This window comes from Bacterioplanes sanyensis, from assembly GCF_014652515.1.
Taxonomy (GTDB): domain Bacteria; phylum Pseudomonadota; class Gammaproteobacteria; order Pseudomonadales; family Oceanobacteraceae; genus Bacterioplanes; species Bacterioplanes sanyensis.
The window spans coordinates 44,419-60,389 of sequence record NZ_BMYY01000007.1 but is presented as its reverse complement, the minus strand read 5'-3'; the positions used below and the strand labels follow the sequence as shown (position 1 = coordinate 60,389).

The following is a 15,971-nucleotide window of genomic DNA, read 5'->3' as shown; positions in this document are numbered from 1 at the left end:
GTCTTCCTTAATGTTCAGCGGTCTGTAAAACGGGTTCTTGAGCTGCATCGGGCGCGGCGGCACCGGTGACAGCTTTAGGGAGAGAACGTACTCGCCAGAGACGCATGTCACCGGCTTTGACGTCCATGGTAATGCTGTTGCGGTGGATTTGCTTACCGTGCAACTGTGAGTTCAGCTCTAGCTCATGCTGACCTGGCTCTAATAGTACGCGGCGCACGCGAATATCTTGGGGCAACAGCAACCAGTTGCGGGTTTCCGCGGCGTCTGTCAGTTGCGCCGTCAGCTTGCCAACCGTACCGACCACGCTTAAGAAGCCACCGGCTTTGCCCACGGTATCGGCGGTCAAGCCTTTGAGCACGGCGCGTGCCAGTGCCAGCTGAATGTCGGTGGAGGAGCGCGTCATTTGCTCCTGAATACCCATTTGCGCTGGGTTAGACGCTTTGATTAGATCACTGCTGTTGCCGTTGACCGTTAATACCGAGCGCCCTAATGGTTTGACCGGACGGTAATAAGGCACGGTCACGCGGGTGGAGCTGCCAATGGCGTTGATTACGCCCAAATCAACCGCGGTGTCCCACAGTGGGCCTAGGGTTTGAGTTTTGGTAAAGCTGTTCAGCGCAATGCCAACTTCCATCGCGTTCAGGTAATTAGCTAGGGCATCGACAAAGTCCTTGTCGGCATACAGCAAGTAGAACCAGGCCAGCTGGTAGCGATCGGTGGCGAAGGCGTACGGCGTCAGCTCCAAGGCTTTCAGCGTTGGGTTGGCCGATAAGCTCAGGTTCATTTCGCGACGCTGGGGTGCTAGGCCTTTGTGCTCCAGTACCACCAGTTGCGCGAAGTCATCGCTGAGCCAGCGCTTCAGCTCGGTCTGACGCTTTGGCGACAGCTTGTCTTTGCGTGCTTTGCGCGCTTTGGTGGTAAGGCCATCTTTGTACATCATGCGAATGGCGTCGAACCAGGCTTGCTCGGTCATTTCCTCATCCAGACGGAACTGCTTAACAAAGCCGCCTTCGTAGCTTTTCGCTGCTTTTTCATAGCTGATACGGGCGTTGTCGTATTCGCCATTCATTTCAAAGCTGATGCCGGTGAGGTAATGCGCCATGGCATCATCGCGGTATTGCAGCTGGTCCATATCGACCAAGTTGCCTTGCAGCTTTTCAAAGATTTTCAGGATTTTGTTGAACAGCTGGTCGTCTTTTTCAGCCTGCTCGGCGTAGGTGCCTTTGCGCGTATTCAAGTCGTTTAGGCGAATGATCAAACGACGAGATTCGATGCGTGCGCCTTCCAGGGCAGCCAAGTATTCCGTGCGGGTTTGCGCTTGTTGCGCTAGGCCAAAGTAGTTCAGTGCTTTGTAGTAGTTGATGTAAACCTTTTCAAAGTCGGCACCACTGTAGGGGCCTTGACGAGGGTTCGACATCATCACCGCCATGGTGTCGGTGACACTGGTGGTTTCTAAGTCTTCGGCAATGCGGCTGGCTTGTTCCAGTAACTCGTTACTGGCGGCAAAGTCGTTTTGTAGATGCTTAACCACGCCCAGCTCTAAGTGATACAGCAGGCGGTCATTGCCCTCGGCGTCGAGGGTTTTCTTAAAACTGGCTTCCGCCGCCACGTATTGGCCTTGTTCCACTTCCGACAGAGCTTGTTCCACGCCCTTGCCATAGGTGGCACAGCCGGTGGCCATGATGCCCAGACCGGTAACGATAAGGGTACGTTTTAAGGTGGTGAAAAAGCGGGACGCAGGTTGGGTTGGACGCCCATGATTAGCAGTATGCAAAGCAGCAACTCCCTATGCTCAGAAAAAAAGTGGCGGCAGTGTAACCTGAGCATTTGGCAAATGCCAAGATAGGCGCGAGAGGTCTTAGCTATGTCGCGCCGGTTTGTGACCGGCTGCGCAGGATGACTCCTGTTTGGTAATAAAAAGCCCCACTGACATCCGTGCCAGTGGGGCTTTTTCAGCTAGGGTGCTGTTTGATTCTGATGACTGCAGTTTACTGGCGATTGAATGGCCATTCAATTATAAAAATCTATGGCCCTTACTTCGCGTTAGTGGATGAAAATCATTCGCTTTTATCCGTCGGACTACCCAAGATGCGCAGCGGTTGCTCGCCTTCATCGAACACGGCTTTGCCACCTTGCGGTGTTACTCGGGTAGCCAGCTCCGCTGCTTGGGCATCTTGCTGCTCTTGCTCGCGACTGGTTTGGCTGAAGCCGCAATCGATGCATTCGCGCACATCGTCGCCGTCGTCGTTGCGGAACATCACGATGCGATCCATGGCGGCGCATTTGGGGCACACGGCCCCAGCGATAAAGCGACGTTTATTCATCAGGCGGCGTTCTCCTCAACAATGCCACTGTGGCGTAACAATGGCTCTACTGACGGCTTACGACCGCGGAAGGCGCTGAACAGTTCCGCCGCTTCACGGCTGCCGCCGTTGGCCAAAATCTGATCGCGAAAGCTAGCGCCGGTGGCGGTATTAAAGATGCCTTCTTCTTCAAAGCGCGAATAGGCGTCCGCACTTAACACCTCGGCCCATTTATAGGAGTAGTAGCCCGCTGCGTAACCGCCCGCAAAGATATGGCTAAAGCCATGCTGGAAGCGGTTGCAGTCGGCGACGGGCACGACGGCTACTTGCTCACGCACCTGATCGATGATGTCTTGCACGGCAATGCGGTGGTCATCGCGGTATTCGTGGTGCAGGCGGAAGTCGAATAAAGCAAATTCCAGCTGGCGCATCATCATCATGGCGCTTTGGAAGTTCTTAGCGGCCAGTAGCTTATCGAGCAGCGCCTGCGGCAGCGGCTCACCGGTTTCATAATGGCCGCTGATAAACGCCAGCGCTTCCGGCTCATAGCACCAGTTCTCCAGGAACTGGCTGGGCAGCTCGACGGCATCCCAAGCAACGCCGTTAATGCCACTGACTGCCGCCACGTCGATTTGGGTCAGCATGTGGTGCAAGCCGTGGCCAAATTCGTGGAACAAGGTGGTCAGCTCGTCGTGGGTCAGCAAAGCGGGCGTATCGCCGACGGCGGGGCTGAAGTTGCACACCAGATAGGCCACCGGCAGCTGCAAGCCATTGGCGGTTTGGCGGCGAATGCGGCAATCGTCCATCCAAGCACCGCCGCGTTTTTTCGCACGGGCATACAGGTCGAGGTAAAAAGCCGCCACTTGCTGGCCGTCTTTTAATACGTGGAAGAAGCGCACATCCGGGTGGTAGTTATCGAACTCGCTTTGCTCTTCGAAGGTCACGCCAAACAGGCGAGATACCACCTCAAACATGCCGCTCAGCACGCGGTCGATGGGCAAATAAGGGCGAATGTCTTCTTGGGAAATGGCGTAGCGCTGTTGGCGCAGTTTTTCGGCCGCGTAGGTCACGTCCCACGGCTGCAACTCGGTCAGACCTAACTCAGCGGCGGCAAACTGCTGCAGCTCGGCAAACTCTTTTTCCGCCTGTGGCTTACTGCGGGTGGCCAGGTCGTTAAGGAAGGTCATGACTTCATCGGCGCTGGCGGCCATCTTGGTGGCGACGGAGTATTCGGCATAGCTGTCAAAGCCCAGCAACTGCGCCAGCTCAAAGCGCAATTCAAGGATTTCGTCCATGATGGCGCTGTTGTCGAACTCACCGCCATTGGGGCCCAACTCAGAGGCGCGGGTGATAAAGGCGGTGTACACCTCTTCACGCAGTTGGCGGTCATCGGCGTAGCTCATGATCGGCAAATAGGCCGGCGCGTCTAAGGTGATGAGCCAGCCATCTTGGTCTTGCTGCTGGGCTAATTGTGCCAGCAAGCCTTTGGCACTGTCGGGCAGGCCGGCCAGTTGGGCTTCGTCGCTGATGTGTTTGTTCCAAGCTTGGGTGGCATCGAGCACGTTTTCACCAAACTTGCTGGTCAGCTCAGACAAGCGCTGTTTGATTTCACCAAAGCGACGCTTGTTGTCGTCGTCTAAGTCGACACCCGCCAAGCGAAAGTCGCGCAACGCGTGCTCAATGGCGGTTTGCTTAGCTTGGCTTAATTGCTCGAAATCGGCCGAATCGCGCACCGCTTTATAGGCATCAAACAGGGCACGGTTTTGGCCCATTTCGGTGCTGTACTGGCTGAGCAAAGGCAAGCAAGCGTTGTAAGCATCGCGCAGCTCATCTGAGTTCATGGTGCCATTTAAGTGGCCCACGGGTGACCAAGCTTGGGCCAGCTCGTCTTCCCATTGCTCTAATGGGGCGAGCAGGTTGTCCCAACTGGCGTCAGGCTGACTGGAGAGCAGGGCATCAATGCGCTGACGGTTTTTTTCTAACAGTTGTTCAATGGCGGGCTGAATGTGCTCTGGGCGAATGGCCGAGAACGGAGGCAGTGTGTGCGACTGCAGTAACGGGTTACTCATGAGGCGTTCCTAAAATTTGGCATCGTTACCGTTATTGGGTCAAATAGCGGAAATTCAAATCAAGAGACAACAGTGATGGCAGATATTCGCAGTTATCAAGGCACGGCACCTGAGCTTGGCGAACGTGTGTTTGTGGACCGTACGGCGGTGGTAATCGGCGATGTCAGCATCGGTGATGACAGCTCAGTTTGGCCGTTAGCCGTGGTGCGTGGCGACATGCACCATATTCGCATCGGCGCCCGTACCAGTGTGCAAGATGGCGCGGTGTTGCACATTACCCATGCCAGCGACTACAACCCGGGTGGCTACCCATTGGAAATTGGCGATGACGTGACCATCGGCCACCAAGCCATGCTGCATGGCTGTCGCGTTGGCAACCGAGTATTGATCGGCATGAAATCCATGATTATGGATGGCGCTGTGGTGGAAGATGAGGTCATCGTGGCCGCCGGCGCAGTGGTCACACCGGGCAAGGTGCTGGAAAGCGGCCATTTATATGTTGGCAGCCCAGCAAAAAAGGCCCGCCCGATCACCGACAAAGAGCGCAGTTTCTTCACTTACGGTGCTGGCAACTATGTGCGCTTAAAAGATAAGCACTTGGCCGAGGGCTACGACCAGGCATAAAAAAAGCCGCGGATGCGGCTTTTCAATTAGGTTAGGCTGCGTAGCGCTGGCGCAAGGCGTTAATGCGCTGATCCAGTGGCGGGTGGCTGGCCATCAGGGCGGCCAGTTTGCCCTCACCGCGAATGCCAAAGGCCACCAGCTCACCGCTCAAGTCGGATGGCTGATCGTAGCTTTGCTGCAGCGCTGCCAAAGCACTCATCATGGCAGCTGGGCTGACCAACTCGGCACCAGCCTGGTCGGCACGGTACTCACGGCGGCGGCTAAACCAGGCAACAATGGTCGAGGCCAGAATGCCTAAAATCACCTCGGCAATGAGGGTGGTGACAAAAAACGCGATGCCAGGGCCGTCTTCGTTTTTAAACACTACTCGGTCAACAAAGTTGCCGATGATGCGGGCAAAAAACATAACAAAGGCGTTCACCACGCCCTGAATCAGTGCCAGAGTGACCATATCACCGTTGGCGACGTGGCCGATTTCATGGCCCAGCACGGCTTTGACTTGCTCTTTGTCCATGCGCTGCAGCAAACCGGTAGAAACGGCCACTAAGGCATCGTTTTTATTCCAACCCGTGGCGAAGGCGTTAGGCGCATCGGAATGGAAAATGCCCACTTCCGGCATGCCAATACCGGCCTTGTCCGCCAGCTCTTTCACGCTACTCACCAGCCACTGTTCGCCAGCATTTTGTGGTTGGTCGATGATTTGCACGCCCATCGACTTCTTTGCCATCCACTTGGAGATCAGCAATGACACGAAGGAGCCGGCCATGCCGAACACCAAGCAGAAGATCATCAAGTTGGTGAGGTTCAAGCCGCCACCGGATTGCTCCAAGTAGCTGCCCACGCCCAGCAAAGACAGAGTTACGCTGGCAACGGCGATGACCGCCAGGTTAGTTGCCAGAAATAGAATAATACGCAGCATCTGCGCGTCCTCCGGTTATCACAGTTGTTGTGCTATAGCGCCAATATTGTGTTTTTTACGCCAAAATCAATACAGCAGTGTGTCAGGAATTGTGCGATTGAAGTTTGGCTTGGGCCGGCCGTTAACAAGAGTGTCAGTGTTAGCGGCAACGCTCCGTTGTGGTTGCTACGGCTGCTATGGAAAAGGACACAAGGATGAAACTTGTCAGCACACCATTCGCATTCGCTCGTCCGCTCACGTCGGCGCCCATCGAACAGCCCCAGACAGCGCCGCGGGTTCAGTTAGAGTCCTCGAAGGCAGAATCAGAACCTGCACCGCCATTGCTGGAGTCACCAAGGCTGTATGTGCAGTGGCAGCAACGTGACAAGGATGGCGTCGCACTGCGCTCAGACCTCAGCCGCATGCCCAAACTGAGCGATGCTTGGAGCCAGGCGGCGACGGGCAGTGGCCGAGGGCACAGTGATATTAGCCGCTATCAATACGCTTCCTTGTTGCCCGATATGGATGGCCCAATCGAGCAACCTAAATGGCTGCTGCGCACCGAGGAGCAAGCGCTGGACATCAACCTGACACTGCGCTCCGGGCGCCAAGTGTCGCTGCAGTGGCGGCAGGAGAGCGGTGTGGTGGAAGCCAGCGTGAATGGTCAAAAGCAGGGCATGAAGGCCGAGCGCACGTCTTTTGATAGCCACATTTCAGCGCCGTTAAGCGACGCAGAGCAGCAGTTAGCCGAGCTGATGCAGCGCATCGACGGTTTGGCCAGCGAGTTAGAGCAAGGCAACTTTGACTTGAGCAAATTGGGCCTGACGCAAGGGTCACAGCTGGCGTCGTTGCGTATTCAGTTCAGTAACGACAGCGGCCAAAAACTGGAGCTTGAGTTCCAGCAAGATGAGCAGCAGCGCCAGCTCAAACTTGACTGGAATGGCCACCAGCTGGATTTAACCGTTGCCACGGCCGGCTGGGGCAGCGCGCTTAACGCTGAGCAGTCAGCCGCCAGCCTGCAGCAGTATTTGCAGCTGATTGACTCTGGCTTAAGCGATGGCAAGGTCAAAGATGGCGTGCGTAACATGGTGGCGCAGGCGTTTGAGCTACTGCAACAGCCTGCAGCCGCAGGTGGTTCGCTGGATCGTGGCATCGTAGCGATGACAGGTGCTGCACAAAGTTTGATGACCGGCGTAGCGGATTTTTCGCTGCACTATCAATCGCCCGTTGAGCGCCCGAACCCAGACCCCAGCAAGCGCCATGAAAAGGTCGCCACCCAACTGCAGCTGCAACAGCACACCGAGGTGAAGCAGCAAGGCTCACAGTTGCAGCTGCGTCAGACCCAGTTATACCAGCTCGATGCCAGTTTTTATGAGGCTGCGCCTGGGCTCGATGCGCCAGATTTCGGCAGCCAGAGCTATCGCTACGTGACCCTGTCCCAACGCAGTGAGCGCATGGTCGAGGCGGATTACCAGCAAGGCCAACTGCAGCGTTTGCAGGTATTGGATGACTATCAATGGCAGCGGCGTGAGCAAACCTATCTGGCGGATGAGCTGGTGGCCGATGAACAGCGCGGCGACCATCAACAACACCTTCATGAGCTCACCGAGTTGGTGGCCCGCGAGCACCAACCAGGGGAGCAGCTCAACCGCCAGCTGGTGGATGATTTGTTGGGCGCTTTGGTGCTGCAGCCGCCCAAAGCCGCCATTGCGCGTCGCAGTGAACACTGAACCCTTCCAACCGACCTTGTACAGCACGTACAATGGGCGCCGTCCCAAGGGGTGGCTACGGCCTGAGATGCTGCTTTAAGCGGCAAACCCTGGAACCTGATCCGGTTAATACCGGCGTAGGAATGGGCCGCGGGTTATCGGTTCGCCGAAGCGCCGCTTCACCGTCTTCGCCAGCTGTTCTGTCTGGCCTACGCTCAACCGGATTTCTTTGTTAAGTCGCCTGCTTGGCAGGCAGAATAAGGAATCCAACCATGTTTGCACGCAAGCCCCTCGCTCTGATGGTGGCTCTGACGCCTTGCTTGGCACCCGCTCTGGCACAGGCCGATGAGGTCACATTTGAGCCCGTCAAAGTCAGTGCCGATTTTCGCCAAAACGATGTTCAAGCCCTGCCCGAAGCCGTCACTGTGGTCTCTGGCCAGCAAGTCGAGCAGCGCTCGGCGCAACACTTGGAGTCGGTATTGGCGCTGGCACCCAATGTGAACTTTGCCGCGGGTGCATCACGCGGACGCTTCTTGCAGATTCGCGGCATTGGCGAGCGCAGTCAGTTTGTCGACCCAGTGAACCCGTCTGTGGGCCTGATGATCGACGGCATCGACATGACCGGCTTGGGAGCGGTGGCGAGCTTGCTCGATGTTGAGCAAGTCGAAGTCCTGCGTGGCCCGCAGGGCACGCGCTTTGGTGCCAATGCCTTAGCAGGCATGATCAACATCACCAGCACGGCTGCCAGCAAGGAGCGCTCGGGCTATTTAAAAGCCCACGCCGGTAACTACGCCAGCCGCTCGCTGGAAGGGGCTGTGGGTGGCAGCCTGAGCGACAACGCCCAAGGACGTTTGAGTGCACGCACCTTCGTCTCTGACGGCTACGTCGACAATGAGTTTCTCGACCGCGACGATACCCAGAACCTGAGCGAAAAACTGCTGCGCTTGAAGTTAGCGATGCAACCAGATGCCGCCAGTGAAGCACGGCTGACTTACCTCTATGCCGACATTGACAACGGCTATGACGCTTTTAATTACGACAACGACCGCACCAGCTTGGCCGATGAGCCCGGCACCGATGCTCAGCAAACACAGGCGCTGGCACTGGCCTACGAACGCCAGTTGAACTCGGCCGTGCGTCTGGAAACCCTGCTCAGTGGCAGCAGCAGCGACAGCGAATACAGTTACGACGAAGATTGGGCGTATGAGGGCATTCACCCGGATGGTTACAGCTCGTTTGATGAATATTTGCGCGATTATGAGCGTTTAAGCGCTGATTTGCGCCTGCTATCTGGCGCCGATGGCCGCTTGTTTGCCAACAGCACGGGCTGGGTCGTCGGCCTTTATTTGATGCAGCGCGATGAAACCCTGACGCGCAATTACACCTACAACGATGGCCCCTACGACAGTGATCTGGCGGTGCGCTCGGCTTCTATTTATGCTGAAGCCAGCGCGGCGTTTAGCCCGCTGGTCAGCCTCACCTGGGGCGCGCGTGCGGAGCGCTGGCGCAACGATTTTAGCGACAGTGATGAGGTTGCCGCCGATGACAGCGAAACCCTGTGGGGTGGCAAGCTCACACTCGATGTACTGCTGTCGCCACAGCATATGGGCTACGCCTCACTGGCACGTGGTTATAAGGCCGGTGGCGTCAATACCGATCCGGACATCAGCGAAGACAATCGTACCTTTAACACTGAGATCAACTTCACCACTGAGCTGGGGTTGAAATCGAGCCTGCTGAATGACCGCCTAACCACGCGGGTGGCGGCGTTTTATATTCAGCGCCGCGACCAACAGGTGAAAAGCTCCTACGCCATTCAAAATGAAGACAACTCACTGACCTTTCAGGATTACCTGGCCAATGCCGCTGAGGGCCGCAACCAAGGGGTGGAGCTAGAGGCCAATTGGCGTGCCCATGAGCAGCTCGATCTGGCGTTGAGCGCAGGCTACTTGGATACCGAATTTGTTGACTATACCTACCAGACGGAGGGCGGTGAGTTCAGTAAAGACGGCCGCAGTCAATCGCATGCACCCGAATACAGTGCGGCTGCGGCCATGACGTATCGCTTTGCGCCTGCCTGGTCGTTGCTGCTGGAAAGCGAAGCCAAAGACGCGTTTTACTTTTCTGATAGCCACGATGAACGCTCCAAATCTTATGTGTTGTGGCATGCGCGCTTGAGCTATCAGTGGCAACAATTGGAGCTGGCGTTGGCCGGGCGCAATTTAACTGACGCGGAGGTAGAAACCCGTGGCTTTGGCGGCTTTGGCAATGATCCGCGTGATGGCTATGCCAGCAGCCGCTATGTGCAACTGGGTCAGCCACGCTTGGTCATGGCGGAAGCCAAATACAGCTTTTAGGAGAGCGCGATGCAAATCTCGGTAGAAATCAGCAAATACCCGCTGGCGGATGATTATATTCCCGCCATTAAAGCGTTTATCGACCGCCTTAATGCCATTGATGGCCTGACGCTGGTGACGAATACCATGAGCACCCAGGTCTTTGGTGAGCATGAGTTGGTGATGGATACGCTGAAAGCAGAGATGCTGCGCAGCTGGCAAGAGTTCGGTAAGTCGATCTTCGTGTGCAAGTTTATCGGCGCCAATCTCGACCCGGCCACCAAGCCCCACGGCTAAGGAAAGGAAGATGGAATCGATTTGGCAAGGTGTGCTCAATGGCGCAGCAGTGATGAGCCCCTGGGAAGTGGTCGCCGTGGCGTTGGGCATTGCCTATTTGGTGCTGGCCATGCGCCAAAGCAACTGGTGCTGGTACGCCGCCTTCGGCAGCACGGCCATTTTTAGTTGGTTGTTTTGGGACGTCAGCCTCGTGATGGAATCGGCGCTGAACGTGTATTACCTAGCGATGGCGATTTACGGCTGGTGGGTATGGCGCAGCGGTGCCACCGCCAATCGTGAAACCCGCCCAGTGGTGAGTTGGGCCTGGCCACGGCACTTGGGAGTCATCGCCTTGGTGCTGGCATTGACGCTGGTCAGTGGTTTTTTGCTGGAGCGCAACACCAACGCAGCGCTGCCTTACCTGGATTCATTCACTACCTGGGGCAGCGTTATCACTACCTTTATGGTGGCGCGCAAGGTGCTGGAGAACTGGCTCTACTGGCAGGTATTTAACAGCTGCGCCATTGTCCTGTACTTGGATCGAGAGCTGTATTTAACCGCCGTGTTAATGGCGGTGTATCTGGTGTTAGCTGTGATCGGCTGGTTTATGTGGCGGCGCGACTTTCACCAGCAAGCTGAGATGGTGGCCGCCTGATGCTGGCTCTATTGCAGCAGTGGCCGCAGTGGGGCTTTGGCCAGCCACCCAAGGCCGCCGAAGCACTCCCTGGCGGCCTGACCAACCAATGCCTGTTGCTCGATATTCCGCCCAGCCGCTATGTGCTGCGCATGGAGGCGGGCAACAGCGAGCAACTGGGCATCAATCGCGAGGTGGAATATCGCATTCACCAGGTCGCGGCAGTGGAGGGCTTGGTGCCACCGGTGCGTTTTCGCAGCCGTGATGACCAGTATTGGATTCGCGATTATGTGCGCGGTTGGCTGCTGCAGCCGGAGCAGCTCGACGACAGTGTCTTGCAGCAAATGGCGAGCTTGCTCAAACGCGTGCACCAGCTGAGCGTTAGTGGCATTCCTGAGGTCGATATCATCGCCAAAGGGGATTTGTATTGGCGCCGCATTTGCTCTCAGCGCACGCCGAGCCCTCGATTGCGTGAACTGGTGGCCGATTTGCGCCGTCAGCTGCAAGGCTGGCCATCGCCCGAGCGCTGCATTTGCCATATGGACCCGACCTTGGGCAACTGGCTGAAAACCTCGGACGGCTGGCGTTTATTAGATTGGGAATATGCCGGGTTGGGTCATCCCTACTGGGATTTGGCCGCCTTGGTGCAGGATGCCAATTTAACCGATGATCAGGTGCAATGCTTGCTGCAGGCCTACGGCGCCAGTGATGACGATGCTTGGCAGTTTGCCTTGGCGCAGCTGCAGTTTATCGCCGCGCTGTGGTATTGCGCCCAGGGCATCTGGACGCAATTGGAGCTGGAGGCTTACCTGATTGGCGTTCAGGCGCTGAGCTGACGGCGTTGCAGTAACTTATCGCGCAGCTCCGCTGGGTCTTTTTGCAACGCCAGCTCACCTTGCTGCTGTTGCTGATGCTGTTGCGTCAGCAAGCGGCTGAGCCAAAAGCGCAACGCCGAGCCGCGCAGCACCAAAGGCCAGGCTTGATGCTCTTCAGCGGTAAACGGACGTACCGACTGATAGCCGGCATGCAGGGCTTCTACCAGGCCGTCATACCATTGACCGCGCACATCGCTGCACCAATCGTTGGCCACAATGGCGAGGTCGTACAACCAAGCGTTCTGACAGCCGTTATACAGATCCAAAATGGCGCCCACTTGCGGGCCCTGATCGGTGTCGACAAACAAGGCATTGTCGTGAAACATATCGCCGTGAATCCAGCCATGCGGCAGGGATTGCCACAGCGGTTGTTGTTGCTGTTGGTACGCCACTTCATCGGCCAGCAGTTGCTGCTCTGCCTCAGATAAGTGTTGACCCAAGCTGGCATGGTTGGCTTGCCACCAGTCGAAACCGCGTGGGTCTGGGCGCTCAACCTCTAGGTCGGCGGCGGCCAAATGCAACTGCGCCAAGGTGGCGCCGATGGCGTGGCAGTGCTGAGCATTGGGCTGAGTAATATGATGGCCGTGCAGTAATGGGCACAAAATGGCTGGTTTGCCATGCAGCTGGTGCAGCCACTGACCTTGGCGGTCGGCAATGGGGGCGGGCACCAGTAAGCCCTTTTCACCCAAGTGCACGGCAAAGCGAATAAAGTCTGCCACTTCATCGTTGTCGTGATGCTCAAAAATGGTGAGCACACAGGCTTGCTGGCTGGCGGTGACAAAGTAGTTGGTGTTTTCAATTCCGGCTTCGATGCCTTTAAAAGACACCAAGGAACCCAGGTCGAACTGAGCCAGCAGGGCTTCGATATCTGCTTGGCTTAAGCTGGTATAAACCGACATAACTGCTCTTAATTGCGGCTAAACAAAGGCGTTGCTGGCTTACCAGCGAAAGATCACCCACTTGGGGGCCTGAATTTCAGGGTGGTCGCGGCGCACAAAGTCGCCATCAGCATTTTGGTCGGGCACCAGGTAATAGGGCTTGCCGACTTCGGGCACGACCTTGATCTCGGTGATCTTGCCATTGACGCGATATTCGTAGAATGTTTTGTCGCCATCGTTGCGAATCACTACGGTTTCATCGCCCGGTGCGGCGCTGGCAGTCAGTGGCAGCAGCGCAGCCAGGGTAATCAGACGGAGAAAATGCTTCATGGTAGACTGCGCCTCATGTTCGTGGTCGTGGTACCAATGCATTGTACGACGTAACGCCGCTTAACCCCAGTTTTCGCCGCAAGGACTAACGCTTCCATGTCGCACCCAGTGATTCTTGTTGATGGCTCTTCCTATTTGTTCCGGGCCTTTCATGCCATCCCTCTGCTCACCAACTCCTCCGGTCTGCATACCAATGCGGTCAAGGGCGTTATCAGCATGATCAAGCGCCTGCAAAAGGACTACCCAGGTTCACAGCTGGTGGTGGTGTTCGATGCCAAGGGCAAAACCTTTCGCAATGACATTTACCCGGAGTACAAGGCGCACCGGCCACCCATGCCGGAAGAGCTGCGCGAGCAAATTGAGCCGATTCACCAAATTATTCGCGCCATGGGCTTGCCGCTGTTGATTGAAGACGGGGTCGAAGCCGACGACGTCATTGGCACTCTGGCTAGCCAAGCGTTAGAGCATCAGCAAGATGTGATTATCTCCACTGGCGATAAAGACATGGCGCAACTGGTGAATGCGCACGTTTCACTGATCAACACCATGACCGACACCTTTATGGACGTGGATGGGGTGAAGGAAAAGTTTGGCATTCCACCGGAGCACATCGTCGACTACCTGGCTTTGATGGGCGATAAGGTCGATAACATTCCGGGCGTGCCTAAAGTCGGCGAAAAAACGGCGGTTGGCCTCATTGCTGGCCTAGGCAGTTTGGAGTCGGTCTATGAGCGCCTAGATGACGTGAAAACCCTCGATTTTCGCGGTGCCAAAACCCTGGCGCCGAAACTCGAAGAGCACAAAGAACAGGCGTTTTTATCGAAAGAGCTGGCCACCATTAAGTGCGATGTCGAGCTGCAGCATGGCCTGACTGAATTGCATAGCCAGCCACAGGACGAAGCAGCGCTGTTGGACTGGTTCAAGCAATTGGAGTTTAAAGCCTGGATAGCTGAGCTGAGCGCTCAACAAAGCGTAACGGATGCTGGCGAAGAAGAAGCCACCCCCATTGCTATTGAAACCCAGTACGACATTATCTTTGCTCAAACCGAGCTGGATGCTTGGCTGGAGCGCCTCAAGGCCAGCGAGCTGTTTGCCTTCGATACCGAAACCACCTCTCTCAATTACAAGCAGGCCCGCATTGTGGGGGTGTCGTTTGCCGTTGAGCCCGGCAAAGCGGCTTATGTACCGCTGGCGCACGATTACGAAGGCGCTCCCGAGCAGCTCGACTGTGATGCCGTGTTGGCACAGATCAAGCCGCTGTTGGAAGACCCGCAGCTGAAAAAAGTCGGTCAGCATATGAAATACGATATGCACGTATTGGCCAACCACGGCATTCAGTTGCGCGGTGTGGCGTTTGATACCCAGCTGGAATCCTACGTGCTGGACTCCGTCGCGACCCGTCATGATATGGACAGCCTGGCGCTCAAATACTTAGGCCATAAGTGCACCAGCTTTGAAGACATTGCGGGCAAAGGCGCTAAGCAAAAAACCTTCAATCAAATCGACATCGAGCAAGCCGGCCCCTATGCCGCCGAAGACGCCGACATTACCCTGCGCCTGCACCAGTTACTGTGGGCCAAGTTAGAGCAACAGCCGGCGTTAAAAAGCGTCTTTACCGACATCGAAATGCCGGTCATGCCGGTGTTGTGTGAAATGGAAGAAACCGGCGCCTTGATTGACCCGGACTTACTGCATCAGCAAAGCCAAACCATTGAGCAGCGCTTAGCGCAGCTGGAGCAGCAAGCGCACAACGAAGCGGGTGAAGTGTTTAACCTCAGCTCGCCCAAACAGCTCGGCACTATTTTGTTTGAAAAGCAAAAGCTGCCCGTGGTTAAGAAGACGCCCAAAGGCGCGCCATCAACGGCAGAAGAAGTGCTGGCGCAGCTGGCAGAGGAATATGAGCTACCGCGCTTGATTATGGAGCACCGCGGGCTGGCCAAGCTCAAAAGCACTTACACCGACAAATTGCCCAGCATGACCTTTGCCGACAGCAATCGTGTGCACACCTCTTATCATCAAGCGGTGACGGCTACTGGGCGGTTATCGTCGAGTGATCCGAATCTACAGAACATTCCCATTCGCTCGGATGAAGGCCGCCGCATTCGCGAAGCCTTTGTTGCGCCACAGGGTTACAAGTTGGTCGCAGCGGATTACAGCCAGATTGAACTGCGCATCATGGCGCATTTATCGGGCGACGACGGCCTGCTCAATGCCTTTGCCGAAGGACGCGATGTGCACCGTGCCACCGCTGCCGAGGTATTTGAAGTAACGGAAGCTGAGGTCAGCGATAACCAACGTCGCAGCGCCAAAGCCATTAACTTTGGCCTGATTTATGGCATGTCGGCCTTTGGCCTGGCGCGTCAGCTAGGTATCAGTCGCAGCGAAGCACAGCAGTATGTTGATTTGTACTTTGAACGCTATCCGGGGGTGCGCCACTACATGGACAACACCCGCGAGCAGGCCAAAGAGCAGGGTTATGTTGAAACCATCTTTGGCCGCCGTTTGTATTTGCCAGACATTCGCTCGCGCAATGTCGGTCGTCGCCAACACGCTGAGCGCACCGCCATTAATGCCCCTATGCAGGGCAGTGCTGCCGACATCATCAAACGTGCCATGGTGGCGGTGCACCAGTGGCTGCCGGACTCAGGTTTTGATGCCCGCCTGATCATGCAGGTGCACGATGAATTGATACTGGAAGTCAAAGCCGAGCAGGCTGAGGCTTTGGCTGAAGCATTGAAGCAGCAAATGCAAGATGCCGCTGAGCTGAAAGTACCGCTGCTGGTGGAAGCAGGCATTGGCGATAACTGGCAGCAAGCGCACTGATAGGGCTGCATTTCGGTGTGGATAAAAAAAGACCCGGGCGCCATTGGGGGAGCGACCGGGTCAACTTCGGGTCATTGGGGAAGACCGAAGGTACAACTACTTCATGGAACCAAGAGAGAATAAAAAACGGCTTTTCAACATGCCCGATGGGCATATTTCCAATATAGACAATGCGGCCAGAAGCGTGGCCGCAAATGATAGAAAATCAGAATGTCG

Annotated in this window: 13 protein-coding genes and 1 riboswitch; of the genes, 7 read left to right on the top strand and 6 right to left on the bottom strand. The window is 56.1% G+C overall.

Going from position 1 to position 15,971, the window contains the following annotated elements; genetic code table 11:
* Window positions 1-7 precede the first annotated feature (7 nt).
* The 3 genes from IE090_RS11385 to prlC form a co-directional block, all read right to left on the bottom strand.
* Complete coding sequence (locus IE090_RS11385; RefSeq protein ID WP_189388513.1) at window positions 8-1,774, bottom strand: COG3014 family protein; 1,767 nt, start codon at window positions 1,772-1,774, stop codon at window positions 8-10.
* 283 nt (window positions 1,775-2,057) lie between these two features.
* Complete coding sequence (locus IE090_RS11380; protein ID WP_189388512.1) at window positions 2,058-2,324, bottom strand: YheV family putative zinc ribbon protein; 267 nt, start codon at window positions 2,322-2,324, stop codon at window positions 2,058-2,060.
* Window positions 2,324-4,372, bottom strand: coding sequence for an oligopeptidase A (prlC, locus tag IE090_RS11375; protein ID WP_189388511.1), 2,049 nt, complete (start codon window positions 4,370-4,372; stop codon window positions 2,324-2,326). The genes IE090_RS11380 and prlC overlap by 1 nt, the downstream gene beginning before the upstream one ends.
* A 75-nt stretch (window positions 4,373-4,447) precedes the next feature.
* Here prlC and IE090_RS11370 point away from each other — a divergent pair, with 75 nt between their 5' ends.
* The gene (locus IE090_RS11370) at window positions 4,448-4,996 is read left to right on the top strand and encodes a gamma carbonic anhydrase family protein (protein WP_189388510.1); all 549 of its coding nucleotides are present in this window, start codon (window positions 4,448-4,450) and stop codon (window positions 4,994-4,996) included.
* 31 nt (window positions 4,997-5,027) lie between these two features.
* On the opposite strand, the gene htpX is transcribed toward IE090_RS11370, so the two are convergent.
* The gene (gene htpX / locus IE090_RS11365) at window positions 5,028-5,915 is read right to left on the bottom strand and encodes a protease HtpX (protein ID WP_189388509.1); all 888 of its coding nucleotides are present in this window, start codon (window positions 5,913-5,915) and stop codon (window positions 5,028-5,030) included.
* A 194-nt stretch (window positions 5,916-6,109) separates the two neighbouring features.
* Here htpX and IE090_RS11360 point away from each other — a divergent pair, with 194 nt between their 5' ends.
* The 5 genes from IE090_RS11360 (at window position 6,110) to IE090_RS11340 (ending at window position 11,685) form a co-directional block, all read left to right on the top strand.
* Window positions 6,110-7,624, top strand: a complete 1,515-nt coding sequence (locus tag IE090_RS11360; RefSeq protein ID WP_189388508.1) for a hypothetical protein — start codon at window positions 6,110-6,112, stop codon at window positions 7,622-7,624.
* Window positions 7,625-7,661: 37 nt separating this feature from the next.
* Window positions 7,662-7,764: riboswitch (TPP riboswitch) on the top strand.
* A gap of 111 nt (window positions 7,765-7,875) precedes the next feature.
* Window positions 7,876-9,960 (top strand): TonB-dependent receptor, encoded by a 2,085-nt coding sequence (locus IE090_RS11355; RefSeq protein WP_189388507.1) that lies wholly within the window; start codon window positions 7,876-7,878, stop codon window positions 9,958-9,960.
* A 9-nt stretch (window positions 9,961-9,969) separates the two neighbouring features.
* Window positions 9,970-10,236, top strand: coding sequence for a YkoF family thiamine/hydroxymethylpyrimidine-binding protein (locus IE090_RS11350; RefSeq protein ID WP_189388506.1), 267 nt, complete (start codon window positions 9,970-9,972; stop codon window positions 10,234-10,236).
* A gap of 10 nt (window positions 10,237-10,246) precedes the next feature.
* A complete protein-coding gene (pnuC, locus tag IE090_RS11345; RefSeq protein WP_189388505.1) occupies window positions 10,247-10,870 on the top strand; it encodes a nicotinamide riboside transporter PnuC in 624 nt (207 codons plus the stop codon).
* Window positions 10,870-11,685 (top strand): phosphotransferase, encoded by an 816-nt coding sequence (locus IE090_RS11340; protein WP_189388504.1) that lies wholly within the window; start codon window positions 10,870-10,872, stop codon window positions 11,683-11,685. The genes pnuC and IE090_RS11340 overlap by 1 nt, the downstream gene beginning before the upstream one ends.
* On the opposite strand, the gene IE090_RS11335 is transcribed toward IE090_RS11340, so the two are convergent.
* Entirely contained in the window at window positions 11,670-12,623 is a 954-nt protein-coding gene (locus IE090_RS11335; RefSeq protein ID WP_189388503.1) for a homoserine kinase, read from the bottom strand. The two genes, IE090_RS11340 and IE090_RS11335, sit on opposite strands and share 16 nt — an antisense overlap.
* Window positions 12,624-12,662: 39 nt before the next feature.
* Entirely contained in the window at window positions 12,663-12,932 is a 270-nt protein-coding gene (locus IE090_RS11330; protein ID WP_189388502.1) for a DUF2782 domain-containing protein, read from the bottom strand.
* 96 nt (window positions 12,933-13,028) lie between these two features.
* Between IE090_RS11330 and polA the strand changes: the two genes are divergently transcribed.
* The gene (polA, locus tag IE090_RS11325; RefSeq protein WP_189388501.1) at window positions 13,029-15,755 is read left to right on the top strand and encodes a DNA polymerase I; all 2,727 of its coding nucleotides are present in this window, start codon (window positions 13,029-13,031) and stop codon (window positions 15,753-15,755) included.
* The last annotated feature ends 216 nt before the right edge of the window (window positions 15,756-15,971 follow it).

Excerpts from the sequence above, each read along its gene's own strand:
- IE090_RS11380 (WP_189388512.1), bottom strand. The coding sequence starts at position 2,324 with ATGAATAAACGTCGCTTTATCGCTGGGGCCGTGTGCCCCAAATGCGCC.
- prlC (WP_189388511.1), bottom strand. The coding sequence starts at position 4,372 with ATGAGTAACCCGTTACTGCAGTCGCACACACTGCCTCCGTTCTCGGCC.
- IE090_RS11370 (WP_189388510.1), top strand. The coding sequence starts at position 4,448 with ATGGCAGATATTCGCAGTTATCAAGGCACGGCACCTGAGCTTGGCGAA.
- htpX (WP_189388509.1), bottom strand. The coding sequence starts at position 5,915 with ATGCTGCGTATTATTCTATTTCTGGCAACTAACCTGGCGGTCATCGCC.
- IE090_RS11360 (WP_189388508.1), top strand. The coding sequence starts at position 6,110 with ATGAAACTTGTCAGCACACCATTCGCATTCGCTCGTCCGCTCACGTCG.
- IE090_RS11355 (WP_189388507.1), top strand. The coding sequence starts at position 7,876 with ATGTTTGCACGCAAGCCCCTCGCTCTGATGGTGGCTCTGACGCCTTGC.
- IE090_RS11350 (WP_189388506.1), top strand. The coding sequence starts at position 9,970 with ATGCAAATCTCGGTAGAAATCAGCAAATACCCGCTGGCGGATGATTAT.
- pnuC (WP_189388505.1), top strand. The coding sequence starts at position 10,247 with ATGGAATCGATTTGGCAAGGTGTGCTCAATGGCGCAGCAGTGATGAGC.
- IE090_RS11340 (WP_189388504.1), top strand. The coding sequence starts at position 10,870 with ATGCTGGCTCTATTGCAGCAGTGGCCGCAGTGGGGCTTTGGCCAGCCA.
- IE090_RS11335 (WP_189388503.1), bottom strand. The coding sequence starts at position 12,623 with ATGTCGGTTTATACCAGCTTAAGCCAAGCAGATATCGAAGCCCTGCTG.
- IE090_RS11330 (WP_189388502.1), bottom strand. The coding sequence starts at position 12,932 with ATGAAGCATTTTCTCCGTCTGATTACCCTGGCTGCGCTGCTGCCACTG.
- polA (WP_189388501.1), top strand. The coding sequence starts at position 13,029 with ATGTCGCACCCAGTGATTCTTGTTGATGGCTCTTCCTATTTGTTCCGG.